Raw genomic sequence first — 21,786 nt, forward strand, 5'->3', positions numbered from 1 at the left:
TACCTCCAATATTTTATTCAGCTTTATTTTTACTTAATTGATCCTTTCGTTCCAAAGCACTGCTTAACCTAGATAAAACTGCAGCCATTAAAACCATGATTGCTCCAATCCAAGAAGTATGAATAAGTCCTATCGAGTTAGTAATAATACCTCCTAAATAGGAGCCAATCGCAATTCCGGCATTAAATGCAGCAATATTTATTGCAGAAGCCACATCCACTGCACTTGGAACAAAGCGCTCAGCTAACATGACAACATATACTTGTAAGCCTGGCACATTCATAAATGCTAACAGTCCCATAAGAAGGATAGTTATTGATCCAGCAATTTTAAATGGAGCTGTAAACATTAATATAAACAAAATGACTGCCTGTACTAAAAACATATAGAACAATGCACGAATAGGATTTTGATTCGACAACTTGCCGCCAATCATATTCCCAATCGCAATCGTAATTCCGTAAGCTAATAAAATGACAGCTACAGTTCCTTCCTTAAATCCAGTAATATCTTGAAGTAATGGTGATAAGAAAGTAAATACAACAAAAGTTCCTCCATAACCTAATGCCGTAATAATAAATATAAGCAATAAACGCCCATTTTTTACAAGCTTAAGCTGATCTCGAAAAGAAGTTTTCACACCTTTTCGTAAATTAGATGGAACAAGAATGCTATTTGCAATTAAGGCGATAACACCAATGATAACAATCGTAATAAAGGCCGTTCTCCATCCTAACTGCTGTCCAATAAAAGTACCCAATGGAACACCAGTTACTGTAGCTACAGTAAGGCCAGTAAACATAATTGAAATGGCACTAGCCCTACGAGTTTTGGGAACTAAATCGGCAGCAATGGTAGAGCCAATTGACATGAAGACTCCATGTGATAATGCTGAAATTACACGTGCTACTAGCAATAACCCAATTGTTGTAGAGATTGCTGCAATTGTATTACCAATGATAAAGACAATCATTATCCATAGTAATAACTTCTTCCGTGACATTCTCGTTGTCAAAGATGTTAATATAGGAGCTCCTATCATTACTCCTAAAGCATATATAGATACAGTTAATCCTGCAGTGGTAACTGGAATACTTAAATCGTTTGCAATAAGAGGTAATAATCCAACGCTGATGAATTCAGTAGTTCCAATTGCAAAAGCACTAACTGCCAAAGCAAGCAATGCTAACGTACTTTGTTTTTTACTTAAAGCCATATAATTTCCTCACTTTCTATATAAATGAATACTTTCCTTTCAGCGAATAATAAGTTTTGCAAGAAAGTATAGTTGAATCGGCCGGCAAATGTTATTATGTGATATATCATTTATGAAGAAAAGTACGCACTTTTATGTAATATAGACACCAAAAAGTAATATAGGTACTTTTTTGTACCTATAAAAGGAGGACATTATGGAAAAAAAGAAATACAATATTTCGGTTGAAGCGACTTTAGAAGTGATAGGTGGAAAGTGGAAATGTGTGATTCTCTGCCATCTTACTCACGGAAAAAAAAGAACAAGTGAATTAAAGCGTCTCATGCCAAATATCACACAAAAAATGCTCACTCAACAGCTACGAGAGCTTGAAGATGATGGTGTCATTAATCGAATTGTGTACAATCAAGTTCCACCTAAAGTTGAATACGAGCTTAGTGAATACGGACGAAGCTTAGAAAATATCCTAAATTTACTATGTACATGGGGTGAAAATCATTTAACGAAAGTATATGGAGATAAATTTTCTGTTTTAGAAGATAGTGTGTTGAATGATCAGCTTAAGTAAAAGAAGTCAAAGTTTAGGTCACTTAGGGATTGAAAAGCAAAACATAAAAGACCCAAGTCCTGTAGAATACCGAACTTAGGTCCTTTAGATAGGTTGAATTTTTAATTTGTACTATTCATTTGTTCTAAAGAATATTTTATCTATTTGAATAATAATTACTGGAATGAACGCTAGTCCATAAACTGTTAATAATTGTGTATGATTTAATACTGCGGATTCAAATAAGCCTGTAATAAGTACCAAGTTTAAAAGTGTAAAACCGATGAGGAAAGCAATCCAGACTGTTAAATTTGTGAAGATTCCTATTTTAAAAATAGATTGCTCTGAACGACAATTAAATCCATGGAACAATCTCGATAAGCATAATGTTGCAAATGCCATCGTAGTACCAACTGTTGTATCACCTGTAGATAACCCACTTTGGAAGGCGATGATGGTAACTGCTGCAATAACTAGCCCTTCAAAACCAACCTGTGAGGCGAATTTTTTATTTAATAACGGCTCGTGTATATTTCGCGGTTTTTCCTTCATGATTTTCTTGTTGTGCCTCTCTAAACCAATGGCAATGGCAGGTAAACTGTCTGTTAATAAATTGATAAATAATAGATGCTCAGGTGCAAATGGAACTGGTAGCGCAAAAAGTGTTGCGTAGAGAACAACGAAAATTGCACCCGCATTACCGGATAATAAAAACATAATCGAATTTTTTATATTCGCGTATATACTTCTTCCATTGGAAATTGCTTTTACAATCGTTAAAAAATTGTCATCTGTTAAAATCATTGATGATGCATCTTTTGCTACTTCTGTTCCTGTTTTCCCCATAGCGACACCTATATCTGCTTGTTTCAATGCAGGGGCATCATTTACTCCGTCTCCAGTCATCGCTACAACATGACCTTTTTCTTGCCACGCTTTAACAATGCGAATTTTATGTTCAGGAGATACACGCGCATAAACCGAAATGTGCTCTACTTTTTCTCGTAATTCTTTATCCGATAATTTATCAATTTCTTTTCCTTCGATTGCTTCTGAAGGATCTTTTAAAATACCAATTTGTTTTGCAATAGCTGTTGCAGTAATTTTATGATCCCCTGTAATCATGACAGGTTTAATGCCTGCCTCAATACAGTCAGCAACAGCTTGAGCAGATTCCTCGCGAGGGGGATCCATCATTGCAATTAACCCAACAAAAGTAAAGTTATTTTCATCATTTTCACTTATTCTTGGTGAAGATACGTCTTTATAAGCAATAGCTAGAACTCGTAGTCCATCATTTGATAATGTATGAGTGGCCTCTTGAATCTTCTCAAGTTGTTGTTTCCTAATAACTGAGCTACCATTGGAAGTTTCAATTTTACTAATGTGAGGTAAAAGAACATCTACTGCTCCTTTTGTAATCATTACGTAGTGATTGCCCATTCGGTTAACCGTACTCATTAATTTACGAGTTGAATCGAATGGTATTTCCCCGACCCGATTATGAAGACCTCGTATAATTCTTTCATTTAGTTGATATTCTTGTCCTAAATTGACTAGCGCTAATTCAGTGGGGTCTCCTATTTGTTTACCATCTGCAATTATCGCATCATTGCATAATAAAGCCATATCAACCAATTTCTTATGAAGCCCATTGTTCATTTGTAACTGGTCATATGAGAAGATTTCCTCGCCTAAAAATACTTTTTGAACGGTCATTTTATTTTGAGTAAGCGTTCCTGTTTTATCTGAACAGATGATTGAAACACTTCCAAGACTCTCTACTGCATGCAGCTTACGCATAATGGCATTTTCTTTTGCCATGTTTTGTGTTCCAAAGGCAAGAACAATCGTCACGATAGAACTTAATGCTTCTGGAATAGCCGCAACAGCTAAAGATACAGCAAACATAAAAGAATCAACTAGCTCACGCCCGCGTATTAAATCTAGTGCGAGAATGATCACACAAAGTATTATTATCCCAATCGCAAGTCGTTTTCCAAATTGCTCAAGACTCACTTGAAGAGGTGTCTTTTTCTCCTTCGCACTATCTAGTAAACTAGCAATTTTACCAATTTCAGTATTCATACCGATAGAGGTAACGATCGCTTGACCTCGACCATTTGTAACAAAACTACCTGAGAAGACCATATTTTTCCGATCGCCAAGTGCTAATTCTTCTTCGTTAATAGTAGACACCATTTTATGAATGGCAAGTGACTCACCCGTTAATGAACTTTCGTTAATTTGTAAATTATAGCTTTCTGTCACTCGACCATCAGCACTAATAAAGTCACCAGCTTCTAATAGAAGAATATCCCCTACAATAACCTCTCTTGATGGGATTTCAACAACTTGTCCATTCCGCAAAACTTTAGAAATAGGAGCTGCTAATTCTTTTAAACTATTTAAAGATTTCTCCGCTTTTATATGTTGAATTGTACCAAGTACAGCATTTAAAGTAATAACAACAATAATTACGATAGAACTATCAAAGTCTCCAAGAAACATTGAAATTACGGCAGCTGCAATTAAGATGATAACTAAAAAATCTTTAAATTGTTCTAAAAATATTTGTACTGCATTTTTCTGTTTACCTTCTTTTAGTTCGTTATATCCATACTTTTTGTGTCGCATTCGAACCTCATAATCTGTTAACCCATGTTGAGTTACGTCCAATTTTTTCATAACCTCTTGTACAGATTCTCTGTAATGTTCTGTTACATTCATTAGATTATCCCTCCAGTTCTATTAAAATGGATTTCTACTTTAATCGGGTGAAGCTAGTAATTTGATCTCTCAATATAAACAAACTTATGGTTGTAAACTCTAAAATATTCTAACTAGATAAAGATAATTTCCTCCGAACTAGAATTAAATCGTAATAATACTCTCCTTGTATTAGAATCTTCAATTCACTTCATAGAGAAAAAAGAGATACGAAGGGTTACTTTTGGTGATTAACTAATAGGAGTAATAGACTTTGATATGCTAAGTTATAAACTTGGTTTTCATCAAAAAAACGTTAATCTTCACAATGAGGATTAACGTTTTTTGTAGTCAATAAATTATTTAGACTATGTTTAAATTTTTATTATACCAATTAAAATTAAAACAATTCCCGGTAGAAATGTGAGACTCTTCATCCATTGAACATTTCTAAAAATTCTCCCTATATTTATGCCAGCTAAAACAAACAACGTGCTCGAAACAGTTATGACAATTGAAAATAAGATAGGAGGCAAGTCAATTAATGCGGCACCAATACCCGCACCAAAAGAGTCCAATGATAAAGCGAGTCCTAAAAAAAATGCTTCTCTACTACTAATAATCCCAGATTTATCAAAATCCGCTTCCATTGGTCTTTTTAAAATTTTAATCACAACCGATATTGATCTAATTTCAAATTCAATGATTTTCACATCTTTATGATTTTCATTAGAAGTTTTTTCGATTTGTGATGTAAAAAATTGATAAAGGACCCAAATCCCAATTCCAATAAGTATAATTCCACCAATGGTTTCTCCAGCTTCATATGAAATAAATAGTTCGATAAATGAACCAAATACCATTGCTAATAGCAATAAGATAAAGGTACATGACGAAATAATTAATAATGACTTAATTGGAATGCTAACTTTACGCATTCCATAGGTTAAACCTACAGTGAAACTATCTAGGCTTACTGCAAATCCTAAGAGCATCAAAGTAACTAAATCACCCATTACTTACTCCTTTCAGACAAGGTTACTTCCTTATGTTATGAACGGGAATTACATAATGACATTTTATTAAAGTAATAAAAGAAAAAAGAAAAAAGCACCCTGTTTGAACAGAGTGCTTTGGAATCTTTATGTAAGGCAAGCCGCCTTGCCGTAATATTGATAGAAAGTTTTAAACCACCACTCCTCAAAGTGGGTGTTCGCAAAAGTTTTCCTGTATATCGTCAATCACGAATGTGACGCTCGCCATTCCAACTTCGATCTAAAACTCCCTTTTACAGCTTAAAGGTTAAAACTTAATATTCGTACGTACAACGCAGCTTTAATGTTATATTACGATATCGTTAACCCTTGTGCAAGTAAGTATTTTTAAAGAAAAAAGTCAAAGGATATTTCTTGGTTTAATAGGAATAACCTTTCCAATAATACCATTCAACCATCATGCTGTTCTGATAATTACTTCTTTTTACTATTCCATAGTGATCATCTGTTAGATCATAATCTATAGAATATAATAAACATTAACATTTTTCTTAATATTATTTCTTATTGAAATTTCATTGACATTTTTAAAGATTACCTATTACTATTGTTATACTAAAATAATATAAAGCAGCTGGAGGGATTCATTTGGATACAACCTTAGCGAGACAAACAGAAAAACACCCTCCTGGATTATATCTGTTATTTATGACAGAAATGTGGGAGCGTTTTAGTTATTATGGCATGAGAGCAATCCTAATTCTCTACTTAACAAAGTCGTTAATTAGTGGTGGATTAGGTATGGATGAAGGTACGGCTCTTATGTTATACGGATTTTTTACTGGAGCAGTTTATTTTACACCATTAATCGGTGGTTTTCTTTCTGATAGATATTTAGGTCAACGATTAGCTATTACAATCGGTGGTATTACGATGGCATTAGGAAACTTTGTTCTATTTGCCAACCAAAGTTTCACTGCCGTATATATTGGATTAGGTCTACTTATTATAGGAAACGGGTTTTTTAAACCAAATATTTCTACTATAGTAGGGGAACTTTATGGGCCAACAGACAAACGTCGTGATGCTGCCTTTACGATTTTCTATATGGGAATTAATACAGGTGCATTCTTTGCCCCACTATTGATAGGCGCGATTACTGATAAATGGTTTGCCATATCAACAAATGGAATCATTGAGTACGGTTATAAATACGGATTCCTTGCTTCTGCAATCGGGATGGTTATTGGACAAATTCTATTTAATGCATTAGGAAATCGATTCTTAGGTGATATCGGTAAAAAACCAGTTGGTAAACCGGAAGTGTCTACCTCTGGTGAAGTAGAAAAACAAAAGTTAACTAAGAAAGAGAAAAACAGAACGAAAGTAATTTTCATCTTAGCTGCATTTGTTGTTTTCTTCTGGGCTGGATTTGAACAAGCTGGTGGAGCACTTAGCATTTACACAGATAAATTTATTGACCGTACAGTTTTCGGATGGGAAATTCCAACATCTTGGTTCCAATCGGTTAACCCATTATTCATTATTTTATTAGCTCCAATTGTTTCGATGCTTTGGGTTAAATTATCAAATTCGAAACGCGGTGATCTTCCAGTTCCTACAAAAATGGGGATCGGTATGATCTTACTTGGGGTCGGGTTTATCGTCCTATTATTTGCAATTATGCAAACTGGTAGCGATGAAACGAACATCACAGTAAAAGCGAATATTATGTTTATTGTCATGACTTACTTCTTCCATACAATCGGTGAGTTATTCTTATCACCTGTAGGCTTATCCTTTGTAAGTAAATATGCACCTATTAAGTTTGCATCATTATTAATGGCGGTTTGGATGGCAAGTTCTTTTGTTGCCAATATCCTTGCTGGTCAACTAGGTGCAGTCACTTCCAGTCTTGGATATTTTGAAGTATTTGCAGTCATTGGAGCTGCAGTTATCGTCCTTGGTCTAATACTTCTATCACTATCTAAGAAATTAGTGAAAATGTTAGGCGACGATGAAGTTGAACATGAAGGAACTGTAAAAGCAAATTAATATATACATGATTAAAAGGTCAGCCATGTACTTGGCTGGCCTTTTTCTCGGTTTGAATTTAAAAAATGGCTTATCGAATTACGACAAGCCAATTTTAAATATCTTGTTATAGTGATAATGCAATTTTAATATGGGCTAAATGATGTTCTTCATGCCAACATAATTTCGCAAGTTTTTTAGAAACTTTTACTTCACCGTTTGTTTGGTGAGTAAAGATGCGATCTAATTGTTCCTCAGTTAAAGTATTACCTAAAGATACAATTCGTTCATTTATTCCTTCTAGCATTCTAATAGAACTTTCTACAGGAAGCTCTGTATCTGGTTGAATTGCCCACTTTTCTTCATCAAACCCAGGTACTGTAGGATTATCATCTGTTAATGCAAGCTTCAAACGCTGATACATATTTAGCTGAGAATCTGCAATGTGATGAACAAGTTGGCGAACATTCCATGCACCATCACGATATGTTTTGCCTAACTCCTCATCATTTAAAGAGTCAACAGTTTCTCTTAGTCGAGTTGTATAAGTCGCTATTTTCTCTAGCCATTCTTGGACATTTTCTAAGGTTACTTTTTCAGGAACTTGTAATTCCCCAATCGGGTATTTTACATTCATTTTCGATCCCTCTTTATCTATTTGTAATATCTTCTTCAAAAGGCTAGTTACTAAAATCAATAGTAATTAATTATTTATCTTTTCTTCTTCCAATAACATTGTACCTTTTTCTTTTAGGTTAGTATGGAATGAGAATGCTTTTTCTAGAATGTGTGGTGTATGACCGCCCACTTTCTCTTTTGCTTCCTCAAAGTACGCACGTAATTGTGGTCTGTAAGATGGATGTGCGATTTCAATAAGTTTTTCTGCACGCTTCACTGGTGGAAGTCCGCGAAGATCTGCATATCCTTGCTCAGTTACAATTACGTCTACGTCGTGCTCTGTATGGTCAGCATGTGAAACAAATGGAACGATTGCTGAGATTGCTCCGTTTTTCGCTAAAGAAGGTGTTACAAAGATTGTGATTCTCGCGTTACGAGCAAAATCACCAGAACCACCAATTCCGTTCATCACTCTAGTTCCACTTACGTGAGTAGAGTTAACGTTTCCGTAGATATCTACTTCAAGAGCAGTGTTAAATGAGATTACACCTAAACGACGGATTACTTCTGGGTGATTAGAGATTTCTTGAGGTCTGAACATAATTTTCCCTTTGTATTTCTCTAAATCTTCAGCTAGTGATTCTACACGTTTCTTAGAAAGTGAGAATGCTGTACCCACTGCAAATTTAACAACACCCGCATCTATAAGATCAAATACGCCATCTTGTAAAACTTCAGAAGCTACTTCAATATCTTTAAATTGAGAAGTTTTCATGCCATTAAGAACGGCATTCGCAACTGACCCTACACCAGATTGTAGTGGTGCTAAAGAATTTGATAATCTTCCTTCTTTTACTTCATTCGCAAAGAACTCTAATAAGTTATCTGCAATTTGTTGTGTTTCTTCATTTGGCTCAAATAATGGTGATGGAATATCAGGCTGTTCTGATAATACAATACCTTTTACTTTAGCCGGATCTACTTTAATTCCGATTTCTCCGATTCTATCACCTACGCTATAAATCGGAATTTCTCTACGCTCACCTTGTTCTTTTAGTACATAGATATCATGAAGACCTTCGTACGCACTAGGAGCAGTTGTATTGATTTCAATGATAACGTTTTCAGCTTTTTCGACAAAAATTGGTGAGTTACCTACAGAACCCGTTGGAATAATTAAACCATCTTCAGTAATCGCAGCTGCTTCGATAATTGCATAATCGATTTTACCTAAAGTACCTTTTCTAACTTCTTCTGCTGTATGTGATAAATGCTGGTCAATATAGAAAAGTTCACCTGCATTAATTTTATTACGCATAACAGCGTTACCTTGGTAAGGAACACGTAAATTAATGATTCCTGCTTCAGCCATAGATTGGTCAGCAGTTGGTCCTAATGATGCTCCAGTATAAAGGTTAACTTTGAATTTCTCATTTTCACCGCGCTTAGAAAGAGCAAGTGGAAATTCTTTCGGCTCACCAAATAGTGTAAAACCACTCATTCCAAGGTTCATTCCGTCTTCGATCCATGATGCTGCTTCTTCAGCAGAAACAACTTTGTCTAAAAACGCTTTGTTTCTGATAATTTGACTTAAATCTTTTCCCATTAACAATCACCCCGAATTAGTTTGTGTTTAGTATTTACATTTTAACTTTTGGCAACCATAAATGTTATTGCCAAAGAGCAATCCCCATTGCATGAATATTCTCAGTTGTTCTACTTTCATTGTATAGATGACTACATTATAAGTCTATGTGTTCATTTCTATGATAATGATAGAAAAAAACTATAATACAAAACTATGCAATGAATGCATTGCCTCTTTCTCTGTATTAAAGTGAAGTTTTTCGATTTCACGTACCAATAACTTTATAAATTCACGGGATGCATAATGCATATAACAATTCTTTTTCATCACAAGGAAAACTTCTCTAGTCAAAGTTGGTTTTTCAATCTGTTGGAAGAATAAATCGTTCGTATCATAAAACTCAAACAATGTACGAGAAACAATGCTACGTCCAACGCCACTTCGAACTAGATTTAAAATGGACTTAATACTAGATGTTTCAACAATAGGCTCTAATGTTTTATCAATTTCAGAACTAGCCTTATTCAACATTTTCCTACACTGATGCATACTTGGAAATAAAATAAGTGGTCCATCTAAAACAGAAGTAAATTGGACTTTTTGTTCTTCACTCTTCTGATTACTGATAAGATAGAATTCCTCATCATACAGCTTCGTACCATGCAGCAGGTCCTCTTGATTGAATTGGAAACTAATCCCGAAATCCGCTTGATTTTCTATGACTACCTTTTCTACTTGATCTGTCGATTCAACAAACACTCTAATGTTCGGATAAAGCTGGTTAAATGGAATACACAATGTCGTTACTAAATCAGTTATTTCCCCTGGTAACACAGCAATTTTCAATTCTCCGATTTCACCTTTAGAGAATGCGGCAATTTGAGAAGATATATTTTGGATAGAATTTTGAATATTTAATGCCTCTTGTTGAACAATTTCTCCTACCTTTGTCAGTTCAATTTTCTTGCCAACACGGTTAAAAAGCGAATATCCTATCTCTTTTTCAAGCATCTTAATTTGATGACTTAAAGTGGGTTGTGAAATACCTAATTTTTCAGCTGCTTTTGTAAAATGTAGTTCTTCACTAACCATCAAAAAATATTCCAAATGTCGCAATTCCAAACTTCCCACTCCTCTCTAGTAACTTTCTATATCCATGTATATTTATCTAAGAATCTAGTTATTAAGTTATTCTTTATTATAAGAATTATCACACAATTTCCCATATAAAAGCAAAAAGAGTGCAAGTCAAATTTAATTTAGTTAGATTTAACATCAAAAAAGAGCACTAATCATAATTGATCAATGCCCTTTTCCTATTAAACTGTAAAATTAGAAGACAAAAAATTAGGTAGTTGATTTTCCCGCTTATCGAGCATAATCTGTTCTGGTTGGATGCCTTGTTCACGCAGCACTTCGATGTTTTGTACTAGGAAATCATCACTGCCTACCACATAGAAGATACCTTCCTTGTCTGTAGCCAATGTTTTCACTACTTCATAATATTCTTTACGGTTATCAACGAATTGTGCCGCGAACTTTTTGTCAGGAGTGGATTTAAAAATATTAGTGAATAAGAAATCCTTTGACGAATCGATGTTCAAGGAATGAACTTGGTTTACGTTGTCAGCACGTTCAAAATATTCAAGTACAAGCGGTCTGAAAGTTGCTAAGCCAACTCCTGATGACAGCAGGTAAACATTTTTGTTTTCTCTTTTAAGAGGAACATTTGAATGAGTTTTAAATATAGCCACTTTATCGCCGACTTTAAGATTTCTTAAGATAGACTTAAACTCAGAGCATTGTTCTTTAATGCGTGTTGTAATACCAATTGCATTTTCGTAAGGCAGTGTAGAAATTGACAAATGGCGCACCAGGCTTTTGTTCGGTTTATCTCCAGCATTGAATCCTTCCAATCCGAAGTGAGTGTGAGAACCTTCCTCCCATATAAAACCTTCTGGAACTTCGAGCATATACGTTCTAACTTCTGGCGTTTCCTCAATAATCTTGTTTATTTTTGTCCAATATATTTGCATTGTATAATCCCCTTTTCAAATCTACATCCTTATTTTATATTATACAATAATTGATAATCATTCTCAATTATTCGGATTGTTTGTTTTTAAATTTAAATGGAAAATTAAATTTCGACTTTTCAATAAGAAAGCGTGACGTGGCATAAGAAATGCAAATCAGTTTAATGGACAATATGGATGGAAATTCAAGCAGAAGTACATATTAGACCTCTCTATTTTAAAAAACATTTAGCAAAGCAATAGCGATTTAATATTATTTTTTAAATTACACAAACTAAATCACATCTAACAACTGAAATAGTTTTGGATTATTCTAAAAAAACTTAATATTATTGCTTTTTATCAGACTATAGGCATCGTCCAACTTAGTTGTTATACTACAAGTTATTTTATATAAGGAGAAAGAAATGCCTAAACTATCTAACCAAGAATTACTTATGATTATTTTTATGTTATTTTCTATGTTTTTCGGTGCAGGTAACTTAATTTTCCCTGCATTTTTAGGAAATTCAGCTGGGGTTGAATTGTGGATTTCACTATTAGGATTCATTATCACTGCGGTTGGCTTACCTATTTTAGGAGTCATTGCAATAGGAAAAGCTGGGAGCTTACATACACTAGCAACCCGCGTACACCCTTGGTTTGCAATCATATTCCCAGTATTAATTTATCTTTCAATCGGTCCTGGCTTAGCAATCCCTAGAGCGGGTACAGTAGCTTATGAAATGAGTATCAAACCATTCTTACCGGAGAATTTAGCCGATAGTGTAATGATGTTATTTATTTATACTGTTGTATTTTTTGCAATTGTTTTATGGCTAAGCTTATCACCATCAAAACTTGTAGACCGTTTTGGTAAGCTATTAACACCGATATTATTAGTTCTTATTGTCATCATCTTTGTAAAAGCTATTTTTACACCAGTAAATCCTTATGCATCCGCAACCGAGTTATATGCAACGAATGGTTTCTTCCAAGGTTTCCTAGATGGCTATCTAACTATGGATGCTCTTGCTGCACTTGTATATGGAATTGTCGTGGTCAATACAATTCGTGCAAAAGGAATAAAAGACAATGCTTCCATTTCGAAATACATGCTGTTTGCTGGACTTGGAGCAGGGATTTTATTAGCTGTCATCTACGGTATTTTGACTTACTTAGGTGCATCGGTATCTTCTATTGAACAATTAGATAACGGTGCCGAAGTATTAACCGTTGTTATGAATCAGTTGTTCGGCCCAACTGGGATTATATTATTGGGACTATTATTTACAATTGCCTGCCTATGTGTATCGATTAGTTTAGTTATTTCATGCGGTGAATACTTCTCGAAACTATTACCTATTTTCACTTATAAAGTTTGGGCTGCGATTACTGCCCTTGTGAGCTTTTCAGTGGCAAATTTAGGTTTAAATCAGATTTTGGCTATTTCTGTACCTATTTTAGGGATGATTTACCCTTTAGCAATTGTCTTAATTGTTTTAGGATTATTCAATCGTTATTTAAATCATTCAATTTATTTTTCTGCCATCGTTTTTACAGCCATTTTTAGTATAGTTGAAACTATAAATGTAACTTTCTTAGACAAATCTTTATCAAAGACATTAACATTCATCCCTCTTTACGATCAAGGTGTTGGTTGGGTTATACCGGCTATCATTTGGATTGTTGTTGGTGGTGTAATTGGGATAGGGAAAAATATTAAACCAGAAGATATTACTTAGGGGGTCCTAGCGCTAGTCAAAAATAATTTTGACTGGCGTTTTTCTTTTAGAAATAAATAGAGGGATTATACACTTTTTATTGAATTATTAAGCAGTTAAACCTTAAAGGAGCTAGATAAAAAGTGTCTTTATTCACCATACTTGTGGCCGATCAACCATTGACCGAAGTGGATCATAGCGGCATAACTAAAATTACTGTAAGAGAATTGAAAAAGTTATACCCAATAACAGAAAATACACCAGTGCAAGCATGGCATACGATGGACGATGATGCTCATGTTCTACATGCACCAGACGAATCTGCCTTCGGACAATTAAGAGTCGCTTTATGCAAAGTACCACCTTATGATTTAGAGTTTTATAGCGAAAAAGAATACATATATTGGGTCGAAGGAAATTGGAATGAAAAGTTTTTAAATGATTTTTGGGAATATATAAAGAAGGAATTTTCATCGAGTCAAAACGTTGAGTTGTTGAGGTTTTGGGCAGGCGATGGGGAACAGAAATTGAAAAAGCTTTCTATACCTATTAATGAAATTGAATTGCATGATCTTGAAGGAGTAAAACTTGAAGATAAAATTCGGGTTAGGTTTATATAGGTTGAAATTAAATTGATACTAATTGAAATTTGGGGTATTTTAAAACATGAAGTGTTCCGTGAAGGGGGGTTATGAGACATCCCGCTTCACTTTACACCTCAAGTGTCTTTATAGTCATGTTATTTGGACAACTCGGCTTCACTTTACACCTCAAGTGTCTTAATAGTTATGTTATTTGGACATCTCCGCTTCACTTTACACTCAAGTGTCTTAATAGTCATGTTATTTGGACATCTCCGATTCACTTTACACCTCAAGTGTCTCAATAGTCATGTTATTTGGACATCTCCGCTTCACTTTACACCTCAAGTGTCTCAATAGTCATGTTATTTGGACATCTCTGCTTCACTTTACACCTCAAGTGTCTTAATAGTCATGTTATTTAGACATCTCCGCTTCACCTTACACCTCAAGTGTCTTAATAGTCATGTTATTTGGACATCTCCGCTTCACTTTACACCTCAAGTGTCTTAATAGTCATGTTATTTGGACATCTAAGCTTCACTTTACATATCAACTGTCTAATAAATCGTACTAAGTACTAAGCTAGATCCTTAAGTGGTACTTCCCCCAAATATCCCAAAACACAAAAAAGAAGCCAACATTTCGGCTTCTTCTTTAAAATACTATGAAAATACTACAATTTTACGAGCAATGGATTCTGTTAAACGAGATGCTACCTTTGGAACAGCCCATTTAATGATTGGCGTTAATAACGCGCCTGAGATTCCACCGGCATTTACTTCTACCGTACAAGTCATTGTAGTTTTCCCACTCAACTCTTCAGCAGTAAAATGCCCGCTACCCGTAAAATTATCAGATAACCCTTTTAACTCAAACTTAATATTTGAAGGTTCGTTCCATTCCGTAATGTCTACTTGAGCTTGAATTGTTTTCTTAATCCCTTTTACGTTACCTTCAAAAGTCCAAATCGATTGCTTTTCATCAATGATTTCATGTTCTTTATAAGCTGGCACTGCTGTTGCCCATTTTTCTAGATCGCTAACATACTCCCAAACTGCTTGTACATCTACTGGAATTTCTACTGTATGTGTTCCCGTTGCCATCATAATCCCTACTTTCATTGCAATATATGTAATTTATATTTCTATAAAATCTAATTATTACACAAAAAGTATAAACTTACATTACTATCTATTCAAAATATCTATGAATAAAATATATCTCCCCACCAAAAGTTAACCTTTACACAGCTAGTTTTATCACTCCAATGTTTACCACGAAAAAAATTAGTTTAAAAACGTCTTCTGATTACAATCATATTAGGTGGAATTTCTTTTACAATTACTAGTGCTGTTATTGTAATATATGAAGTAATGGAGGTTGTTTTTAATGAATCTATTAAAGAGGAAGTGGATGATCAGCACGATTGCGATTGTGATTTTCAGTTTTTTGTTTCTAAGTACGCCAACAACAAAAGCTACAGAACAACAATATACTACCTCAACTTCAGAAGTATACGTGGATGGTAAGAAAGTTAAGTATCCTGTCTTGCCTATACTTAAAGACGGGACAACTTTAGTTCCATTTAGAGAGACTTTTGAGGCGATGGGGGCAACTGTTGAGTGGGATCCAAAAGAATTTGCAGTTTTCGCAAATAAAGGAAACACAAACTTAAAATTGATAATTGATTCTACGACTGCTCAAATTAATGGTGAAACACGAAGTTTGATAGCTCCACCTATTTTATATAAAGGCAAAACAATGATTCCATTACGATTTGTAGGGGAAGCATTTGTTGGGGATGTTCAATATGACCCTAATAGCAAAAACATCAATATTACGATGCCAAAATATGCTATTGAATTCTTTGCAAAAGAGCAAGGAAAGTTAACAAATGTAACTAATGTTCAGAATGTAATAATGTCTGGAAACAGAAGATTATTAGTTAGTGATAATCCAGAAATATTAAGTCCAACTACTCTCAGTGGCGACAATGTTACTTTATCAAATGACATTGTCATGGTTAACCAAAGTACAATGGATCATCGAGTGTTCGGCTGGCATATCAATCAATTCGATGAAGAAGTTACAGTGGGGATAACAATTGAAAATGTATCAAGTAATACCTCATTTAAAATAGACTCCCTAAAAGGAATAAAGAAAATTACCTCAACCGGATTTTACGACCTTGACGTAGGGCTTCCGATTTCAGAGGCTTTACTAGATGACCGATTAAATCAAATAAATTTAATAAACGAACCAATTATGCCTGGTCAATCATTAACTTTAGATAGTTTTCTATTGAAGCCAAATGAACTGGTTGGATTTTTATATGATCTAACGGTGACAAAAGAATCTGGTAACGGTGAGTTAACTTATGTAATCAGAACTGTAATTAGTAAGGATGGTAGTGACTTAACGGCAATAAAGTCATCACCAATTAACCTAGATCATAAAAATCCACATCCACGTGGGGTGTGGTCAAGTTCTGAATTAATTGCAACATTACCTACCTACAATGTAAATGAAGGTGCAGAACTGTCCTATACGATTTCGAATGGAGAAACAGATAATCTTTTTAACTCTGCAACTAGCTTAATAACTCCTTCTATTGCAAATAAAGGACATTTTGGTGCTGTTTATAAAATAAAAATCCCTTACATTAATCATTTTCATGAAGAAAACACTATACGAGTTAGACTCGGCAGTAGGGGCGGTTTATATAGCGGAACTGTTAAAACGGCAGAAGGAATTTTCAATATTCCTCCCCTAGATCCTATGAAAGATGTTGTAAAAGTTATGGATTATCAAACAACGAATAATGAGGGCATTATTGAACTCGACATTGTTCATGCAGGTGGCTCGTCGTTGCCGATAGTGATTAATATCATTACACTAGACTAGTCATATAAACAAGGCACATCAAATCGATGTGCCTTGTTTTGTCTATGCAGTTACATCGCGTCTTATAAAGTACGTAAAGCTAACTGCTAAAAAGATAATAGCGTATACGATATTTACTACAATAGCAAAGTTCAATGTTAAGTCTGGAATGATAGCCATCATTCCTGGTTGGAATTGTGTGAGGTCATTAGCAAACCAAATGAATTTAGCAAAATCATACCGTGCGATAAACATCGTAATTGCCGATCCCATAAGTAAAATGACAAGGGATAAACTGACTGCTAATGTACTTGAACCAAATATTGTACCGAGCATAAAGGCAAATATTGTGGTCATAAATATCGACGCAGCATTTAACAGTATATTTTGCACAAAGTGTGTCTCTACAATTTGCTCAACAACTTGCCCGTTTACTACCGATAATGTAATCGCCTCACCAGTGTTAAATAGAATGAAACTTCCGATAAGAGCAACTACAACACTTACAGCAAAGAGTGCAACTCCATATAAAAGGGATGCAACTAACTTTGACAATAAAATTTTCCAACGTGCAACAGGGCGCGTTAATAACATTTTAATAGTTCCAGTCCCAAATTCATTGGATACAATTGATGCAGCAATAACCATTGTGAAAATACCAACGACCGTTAAGATAAAGGATAACAAAAGATCTACAACTTGATGGAAAGTCGTCGCATCGACAGTTGGTAAATCATTGGCAATCCTATATTCAGTCATCAGGATTTCTTCATTGATATACTGAATGTCTTGTTCTGCTAGGCCTGGAAAGTTTAACTGTGCATTATACTCAGCAAGTCGTTTGTTATTTTCTTCTTGGCGAAGTTCTGGTGTGTTCTGGTCTACAGCAAAATATTTACTTATGCCTAGTAATGCGACTACACCCAAAAGTACTAAAATCATCATAATCCAAGCATTTTTTTGTGCCCAAATTTTAATCCATTCATTTTTAACGAATCGCATCAATCGCACCTCCACCAGTCATTTCGATAAATTGATCTTCTAAACGTTTAGTAATCGGTTGAATTGTATAGATATCAATACCTGCTTCCACAAGTTTGCGTACAAATTTTGGCACTTCATCTTTAGAAATCGTAACAACAAATCCATCATTTTGTGACTTGGCTTCTTCACCTGCTAAGCTAGCAAATTTCTCTTTCTGACCAACCTCTAGGTAGTATTCGCTAACCGTTTCTTCCGTTAACTCACGAATGTTAATAATTTCACCGTTTTGAATTACAGCAATGCGATCAACAATTAGTTCAATTTCAGATAATAAATGGCTTGATACAACAATCGCTACATTGTCTTCCTTTGCAATTTTTTGTAAATACATACGAAACTCACGTATACCAGCTGGGTCAAGGCCATTTGTTGGCTCATCTAATATTAAAAACTTTGGACTATGCAACATTGCTTGTGCAAGACCAAGTCTTTGGCGCATCCCAAGGGAATAGGTTTTTACCTTTTCATGAATACGGTTTTCTAACCCAACATTCTTCACAACTTCATCGATCCGTGATTTCGGAACGTTATGCATGCGGGCAAAGTGCTGCAAGTTTTTATAACCGCTCATATATTTATACATTTCCGGATTTTCAACAATCACACCGACATTGCTTATTGCTTGCTCAAAGTTTTTCTGCAGTGATGTTCCATTAATAATGACTTCTCCACTTGTAGGATGCATAAGTCCTGTCATCATACGGATTGTCGTTGTTTTCCCAGCTCCATTTGGCCCTAGAAAACCTGTAATTTGACCTGGATAAAAGTCTAAATTAACATTTTTTATTATGTGCTTTCCTTTAATCGTTTTGTTTAAATTTTTAACTTGCACAATTGGCGTTGTCATTTAACGCACCCGCTTTCCGTATAGGTTTTTCATCCAATTGACTGTATCCTCGCCGCGCTCATGACGTATTTCTTCTACAACATCCATCGCACAAAGATGACCGTCTTTTAGTAACATGACTTGATCTAAAATCGGCTCAACTTCATTCACTTCATGGGTTGAAAGAACAACAGAACAGTGCTCTGTATCAATGAATTTAATAATTGCTTTTAGTAAACTTTCTCTTGCTAATGGGTCAAGCCCAGCAAAAGGTTCATCCATAAGATAAAGTTCGGCATTCCGCCCTAAAAATGCTGCTAATTTCATCCGTCCGCGATTTCCTTTGGAAAGGTTGCCTAGCTTCACATTTGTTGGGACCTGTAAAAAAGATGCGACTTCTTTTGCTTTTTCCTTTGAGAAGTCATCGAACTGGCTTTCATAGAAGGCAAACACTTCATCGCCTGTTTGTTTCTCATAAAACAAGTCGATATCGGGAAGGTATGCGATTTTATTCGTATGACGGCGAGTGACTTTTTCACCACCATTAAGTTCAATCTTTCCTGAAGATGGTGCTAAAATACCCGCCATTAGTTTTAACAACGTCGATTTTCCACTACCATTTTCTCCAATTAGTCCAACAATCTGACCCTGGGGGATTGAAAAGGTTAACTGTTCTAAAATCGTTTTCCGTTTATATTGAAATGACAGTTGCTGTACCTCCATATTAATTGCCTCCTTTCTTACTTTTAAGCACTTCGATAATCTCATCAAGCGTAAAGCCAAAAGACTCAATGGATGTGATGAACTGCATCGCCACTTGTTCTTTCATTTGTTCACGAATTGTGTGAATGACCCCATCATCCGTCGTTATAAATGTCCCCTGTCCTCGTTTTGTTTCAGTTAGCTCCATCATTTCCAACTCCTTATAAACGCGTTGCACCGTATTGACATTAACACCTGACTCAAGGGCAAATTCACGAACAGAGGCTAACTTGTCGCCCGGTTTAAGCTTCCCTTTTATGACATCCCCACAAATCGATTCAACAAGCTGTAAGTAAATGGGGCGATCCTTTGCAAAATCTATAGTCATCGTGTGATCACCCTTTCAATCCACTTGCATGACAGCATATAAACTAAAATAACTACCGCGGCCATAATAATTTCTTCAACGATATAAAAATCAAAATACAATGACATTGCTATTTTGTTTTCAGCAAATGTCGGTAAGTATTTGTTAAGTTGTGATAGCGGCACTTTCCCGATTTGTAAAAATGGCTAGTTTGGTAAACGGTTTAGCAACTCGATTATGAAAAGAACCGCTATGAACAGCACGACATAACTTAGCTTTCCAATATATCTTGATAATTGGGTATTCAGAGCAATCCATAAAAGAGTAATGACAATAAAGAAAATGTACATCGTGATTGCTAGAAACAGACCCGCAAAGCCAAAGACAAGGTATTGTAAGAACGTACCTACGATCAAATCACCTACAAAAAACAATCCAATATAAGGAATAAAACATAATGCAATCATAGTAAGTCCATGATAGATAAGTTTCGCACCAACTAATGAATAAATTGACTGACTGTTATGAAGCCAGAGCTCTTTTAATTTAATGTCACGATTCAAACTACTTGAAAACAGACCAACAGAAAGTAATACAATCGAAACTGCTGCAACCATGGACATTGATAAACGTACATCAGGTACATTGTAATAAGCCGTATTAGGGAAAAACTGAACAACTAGAAGTGGACCTAAAAACACAACAATCACTATAAGCGCAGCCAAACCATAATTGAATAACGCATAATTTCGATATTCCTGTACTAATAGACCAAGAAATTTCTGCATACTGAACCTCCTGTAATGGTGTACTAGTGACATAGTACACTATAGATTTAAGAAGTGCAAGGAGAAAAGTAAATTTTTTGAAATAAAGGTGTTTGTTATGGCTGGTAGTTGTGGGGCTAGAAGCAGGTTAATTTTTGAGTTGCTCATAAATTGACAAATGTTGATCGTAACTGGGGAATTGTCGCTCATAAAGAGGCCGAAGTTGATCATAAACTTCGGAAAGTTGATCGTATTGCACGGCTAATTACAGAGTTGCTCATAAATTGACAAATGTTGATCGTAACTGGGGAATTGTCGCTCATAAAGAGGCCGAAGTCGCTCATAAACTTCGGAAAGTTGATCGTATTGCGCGGCTAACTATGGAGTTGCTCATAAGTTGTCAAAAGTCGCTCGTAACTCAGGAAAACTCGCTCATAAACTCCAGAAAGTTGATCGCAATCCCCAGCTAATTATATAGCTGTCCCCAAAATTAAAAATAGGCGCTAATCCTTGATCCCAGGATTGCGCCTTATCATTGTTTATTAAGTTATTAATACGTCTCTATCTATCCGTTTTAAAAACTTATTGAAAGTTTCTCGCTTTTTACCCAATTCCGAATAAACAGCAATAATCTTATCTACTGTATCGTACAGTTCTTCGGGTGTAAGATTTTCCTTAAGTAAATAGCCTACCTCTGCGTCTTTCCCTTTTGCTTTTCCACCAATATATAAATTGTAATGGTCTCTGATTTTCATCACACCTATGTCGCTTAACATAGGTTCACCACATCCAACGGCACAACCTGTATAGGCAACTTTTAAAGTAAATGGAACAGCAACCCCAGCAATACGACGATTTAACTCTTTTGCAACAGGCATTCCTTCTTCTTCCTCACCTTTGCAGAAATTACAGGTTCTTAAACTTTTTACGAAGTTTCCTACTGGATAACATGCTAAACCGACACTCTGAAATTCTTCTATAATCTCATCTTTTTTAACTTCTGGAATTTCTATATAAAGTTGTTGGAAGGTCGTTAACTCAAGCTCATCATCTTCATTCATATATTTTGATATTGTAAGAAGTTGTTTTGCGTTAAGTTTTGCTCCGAATCCTATTCCACCATTTATAGCAATCTTAACTTTTTCAACATGATCCTCCAAAGCTTTT

19 protein-coding genes and 1 other RNA gene are annotated in these 21,786 nt (G+C 35.1%); 5 read left to right on the plus strand and 15 right to left on the minus strand.

The window, feature by feature from the left end:
- Positions 1-13: 13 nt before the first annotated feature.
- Positions 14-1,216, minus strand: coding sequence for an MFS transporter (locus CD29_RS11875; protein WP_036187006.1), 1,203 nt, complete (start codon positions 1,214-1,216; stop codon positions 14-16).
- A 196-nt stretch (positions 1,217-1,412) separates the two neighbouring features.
- Here CD29_RS11875 and CD29_RS11880 point away from each other — a divergent pair, with 196 nt between their 5' ends.
- Positions 1,413-1,784, plus strand: a complete 372-nt coding sequence (locus tag CD29_RS11880; protein WP_036187008.1) for a winged helix-turn-helix transcriptional regulator — start codon at positions 1,413-1,415, stop codon at positions 1,782-1,784.
- Between the two features lie 111 nt (positions 1,785-1,895).
- Here CD29_RS11880 and CD29_RS11885 read toward each other — a convergent pair whose 3' ends face one another.
- The 3 genes from CD29_RS11885 to ssrS form a co-directional block, all read right to left on the minus strand.
- Complete coding sequence (locus CD29_RS11885) at positions 1,896-4,493, minus strand: cation-translocating P-type ATPase (RefSeq protein ID WP_036187009.1); 2,598 nt, start codon at positions 4,491-4,493, stop codon at positions 1,896-1,898.
- Between the two features lie 353 nt (positions 4,494-4,846).
- Positions 4,847-5,488: a sporulation membrane protein YtaF gene (ytaF, locus tag CD29_RS11890; protein WP_036187012.1), complete on the minus strand. Its 642-nt coding sequence runs from the start codon at positions 5,486-5,488 to the stop codon at positions 4,847-4,849.
- Positions 5,489-5,621: 133 nt separating this feature from the next.
- A non-coding RNA gene (gene ssrS, locus CD29_RS20025) (6S RNA) lies at positions 5,622-5,811 on the minus strand.
- Between the two features lie 304 nt (positions 5,812-6,115).
- Here ssrS and CD29_RS11895 point away from each other — a divergent pair.
- Positions 6,116-7,522, plus strand: coding sequence for a peptide MFS transporter (locus tag CD29_RS11895; protein WP_036187015.1), 1,407 nt, complete (start codon positions 6,116-6,118; stop codon positions 7,520-7,522).
- A 106-nt stretch (positions 7,523-7,628) separates the two neighbouring features.
- Here the strand turns inward: CD29_RS11895 and CD29_RS11900 are convergent, their stop codons facing one another.
- The 4 genes from CD29_RS11900 to CD29_RS11915 form a co-directional block, all read right to left on the minus strand.
- A complete protein-coding gene (locus CD29_RS11900; RefSeq protein ID WP_036187016.1) occupies positions 7,629-8,138 on the minus strand; it encodes a YfiT family bacillithiol transferase in 510 nt (169 codons plus the stop codon).
- 66 nt (positions 8,139-8,204) lie between these two features.
- Positions 8,205-9,725: a succinate CoA transferase gene (locus CD29_RS11905; protein WP_036187017.1), complete on the minus strand. Its 1,521-nt coding sequence runs from the start codon at positions 9,723-9,725 to the stop codon at positions 8,205-8,207.
- Positions 9,726-9,905: 180 nt separating this feature from the next.
- Positions 9,906-10,829, minus strand: coding sequence for a LysR family transcriptional regulator (locus tag CD29_RS11910; RefSeq protein WP_036187020.1), 924 nt, complete (start codon positions 10,827-10,829; stop codon positions 9,906-9,908).
- A gap of 197 nt (positions 10,830-11,026) precedes the next feature.
- On the minus strand, positions 11,027-11,743 hold the full coding sequence (locus CD29_RS11915) for a bifunctional nitric oxide dioxygenase/dihydropteridine reductase 2 (protein WP_036187022.1): 717 nt from the start codon (positions 11,741-11,743) through the stop codon (positions 11,027-11,029).
- 407 nt (positions 11,744-12,150) lie between these two features.
- On the opposite strand from CD29_RS11915, the gene brnQ reads away from it, so the two are divergent.
- Both brnQ and CD29_RS11925 read left to right on the plus strand, forming a co-directional pair.
- Entirely contained in the window at positions 12,151-13,467 is a 1,317-nt protein-coding gene (gene brnQ, locus CD29_RS11920; RefSeq protein WP_036187024.1) for a branched-chain amino acid transport system II carrier protein, read from the plus strand.
- Between the two features lie 122 nt (positions 13,468-13,589).
- Positions 13,590-14,066 carry a hypothetical protein gene (locus tag CD29_RS11925; RefSeq protein ID WP_036187025.1) on the plus strand — a complete coding sequence of 159 codons (477 nt, stop codon included), beginning with the start codon at positions 13,590-13,592 and terminating at the stop codon, positions 14,064-14,066.
- Positions 14,067-14,692: 626 nt separating this feature from the next.
- Here CD29_RS11925 and CD29_RS11930 read toward each other — a convergent pair.
- Positions 14,693-15,133: a CoxG family protein gene (locus CD29_RS11930; RefSeq protein ID WP_036187027.1), complete on the minus strand. Its 441-nt coding sequence runs from the start codon at positions 15,131-15,133 to the stop codon at positions 14,693-14,695.
- 286 nt (positions 15,134-15,419) lie between these two features.
- On the opposite strand from CD29_RS11930, the gene CD29_RS11935 reads away from it, so the two are divergent.
- Positions 15,420-16,934 (plus strand): stalk domain-containing protein, encoded by a 1,515-nt coding sequence (locus tag CD29_RS11935; RefSeq protein ID WP_081976232.1) that lies wholly within the window; start codon positions 15,420-15,422, stop codon positions 16,932-16,934.
- Positions 16,935-16,976: 42 nt separating this feature from the next.
- Here CD29_RS11935 and CD29_RS11940 read toward each other — a convergent pair whose 3' ends face one another.
- The 6 genes from CD29_RS11940 to CD29_RS11965 form a co-directional block, all read right to left on the minus strand.
- Positions 16,977-17,915, minus strand: coding sequence for an ABC transporter permease (locus tag CD29_RS11940; protein WP_036187032.1), 939 nt, complete (start codon positions 17,913-17,915; stop codon positions 16,977-16,979).
- Positions 17,902-18,804: an ABC transporter ATP-binding protein gene (locus tag CD29_RS11945; protein WP_036187033.1), complete on the minus strand. Its 903-nt coding sequence runs from the start codon at positions 18,802-18,804 to the stop codon at positions 17,902-17,904. The genes CD29_RS11940 and CD29_RS11945 overlap by 14 nt, the downstream gene beginning before the upstream one ends.
- On the minus strand, positions 18,805-19,506 hold the full coding sequence (locus CD29_RS11950; protein ID WP_052124131.1) for an ABC transporter ATP-binding protein: 702 nt from the start codon (positions 19,504-19,506) through the stop codon (positions 18,805-18,807). It abuts the gene before it with no gap.
- Position 19,507: 1 nt separating this feature from the next.
- Positions 19,508-19,873 (minus strand): GntR family transcriptional regulator, encoded by a 366-nt coding sequence (locus CD29_RS11955; protein ID WP_036187037.1) that lies wholly within the window; start codon positions 19,871-19,873, stop codon positions 19,508-19,510.
- Positions 19,874-20,058: 185 nt separating this feature from the next.
- On the minus strand, positions 20,059-20,640 hold the full coding sequence (locus CD29_RS11960) for a hypothetical protein (protein WP_036187039.1): 582 nt from the start codon (positions 20,638-20,640) through the stop codon (positions 20,059-20,061).
- A 521-nt stretch (positions 20,641-21,161) separates the two neighbouring features.
- Entirely contained in the window at positions 21,162-21,779 is a 618-nt protein-coding gene (locus CD29_RS11965; RefSeq protein ID WP_036187042.1) for a nitrite reductase, read from the minus strand.
- Positions 21,780-21,786 lie beyond the last annotated feature (7 nt).

Origin of the sequence: Ureibacillus manganicus DSM 26584 (assembly GCF_000772945.1) — a bacterium.
GTDB lineage: Bacteria > Bacillota > Bacilli > Bacillales_A > Planococcaceae > Ureibacillus > Ureibacillus manganicus.

Coding starts and splice junctions, on each gene's coding strand:
- CD29_RS11945 (WP_036187033.1), bottom strand. CDS start 18,804: ATGACAACGCCAATTGTGCAAGTTAAAAATTTAAACAAAACGATTAAA.
- CD29_RS11885 (WP_036187009.1), bottom strand. CDS start 4,493: ATGAATGTAACAGAACATTACAGAGAATCTGTACAAGAGGTTATGAAA.
- CD29_RS11930 (WP_036187027.1), bottom strand. CDS start 15,133: ATGGCAACGGGAACACATACAGTAGAAATTCCAGTAGATGTACAAGCA.
- CD29_RS11915 (WP_036187022.1), bottom strand. CDS start 11,743: ATGCAAATATATTGGACAAAAATAAACAAGATTATTGAGGAAACGCCA.
- CD29_RS11955 (WP_036187037.1), bottom strand. CDS start 19,873: ATGACTATAGATTTTGCAAAGGATCGCCCCATTTACTTACAGCTTGTT.
- ytaF (WP_036187012.1), bottom strand. CDS start 5,488: ATGGGTGATTTAGTTACTTTGATGCTCTTAGGATTTGCAGTAAGCCTA.
- CD29_RS11875 (WP_036187006.1), bottom strand. CDS start 1,216: ATGGCTTTAAGTAAAAAACAAAGTACGTTAGCATTGCTTGCTTTGGCA.
- CD29_RS11900 (WP_036187016.1), bottom strand. CDS start 8,138: ATGAATGTAAAATACCCGATTGGGGAATTACAAGTTCCTGAAAAAGTA.
- brnQ (WP_036187024.1), top strand. CDS start 12,151: ATGCCTAAACTATCTAACCAAGAATTACTTATGATTATTTTTATGTTA.
- CD29_RS11940 (WP_036187032.1), bottom strand. CDS start 17,915: ATGCGATTCGTTAAAAATGAATGGATTAAAATTTGGGCACAAAAAAAT.
- CD29_RS11960 (WP_036187039.1), bottom strand. CDS start 20,640: ATGCAGAAATTTCTTGGTCTATTAGTACAGGAATATCGAAATTATGCG.
- CD29_RS11935 (WP_081976232.1), top strand. CDS start 15,420: ATGAATCTATTAAAGAGGAAGTGGATGATCAGCACGATTGCGATTGTG.
- CD29_RS11905 (WP_036187017.1), bottom strand. CDS start 9,725: ATGGGAAAAGATTTAAGTCAAATTATCAGAAACAAAGCGTTTTTAGAC.
- CD29_RS11880 (WP_036187008.1), top strand. CDS start 1,413: ATGGAAAAAAAGAAATACAATATTTCGGTTGAAGCGACTTTAGAAGTG.
- CD29_RS11950 (WP_052124131.1), bottom strand. CDS start 19,506: ATGGAGGTACAGCAACTGTCATTTCAATATAAACGGAAAACGATTTTA.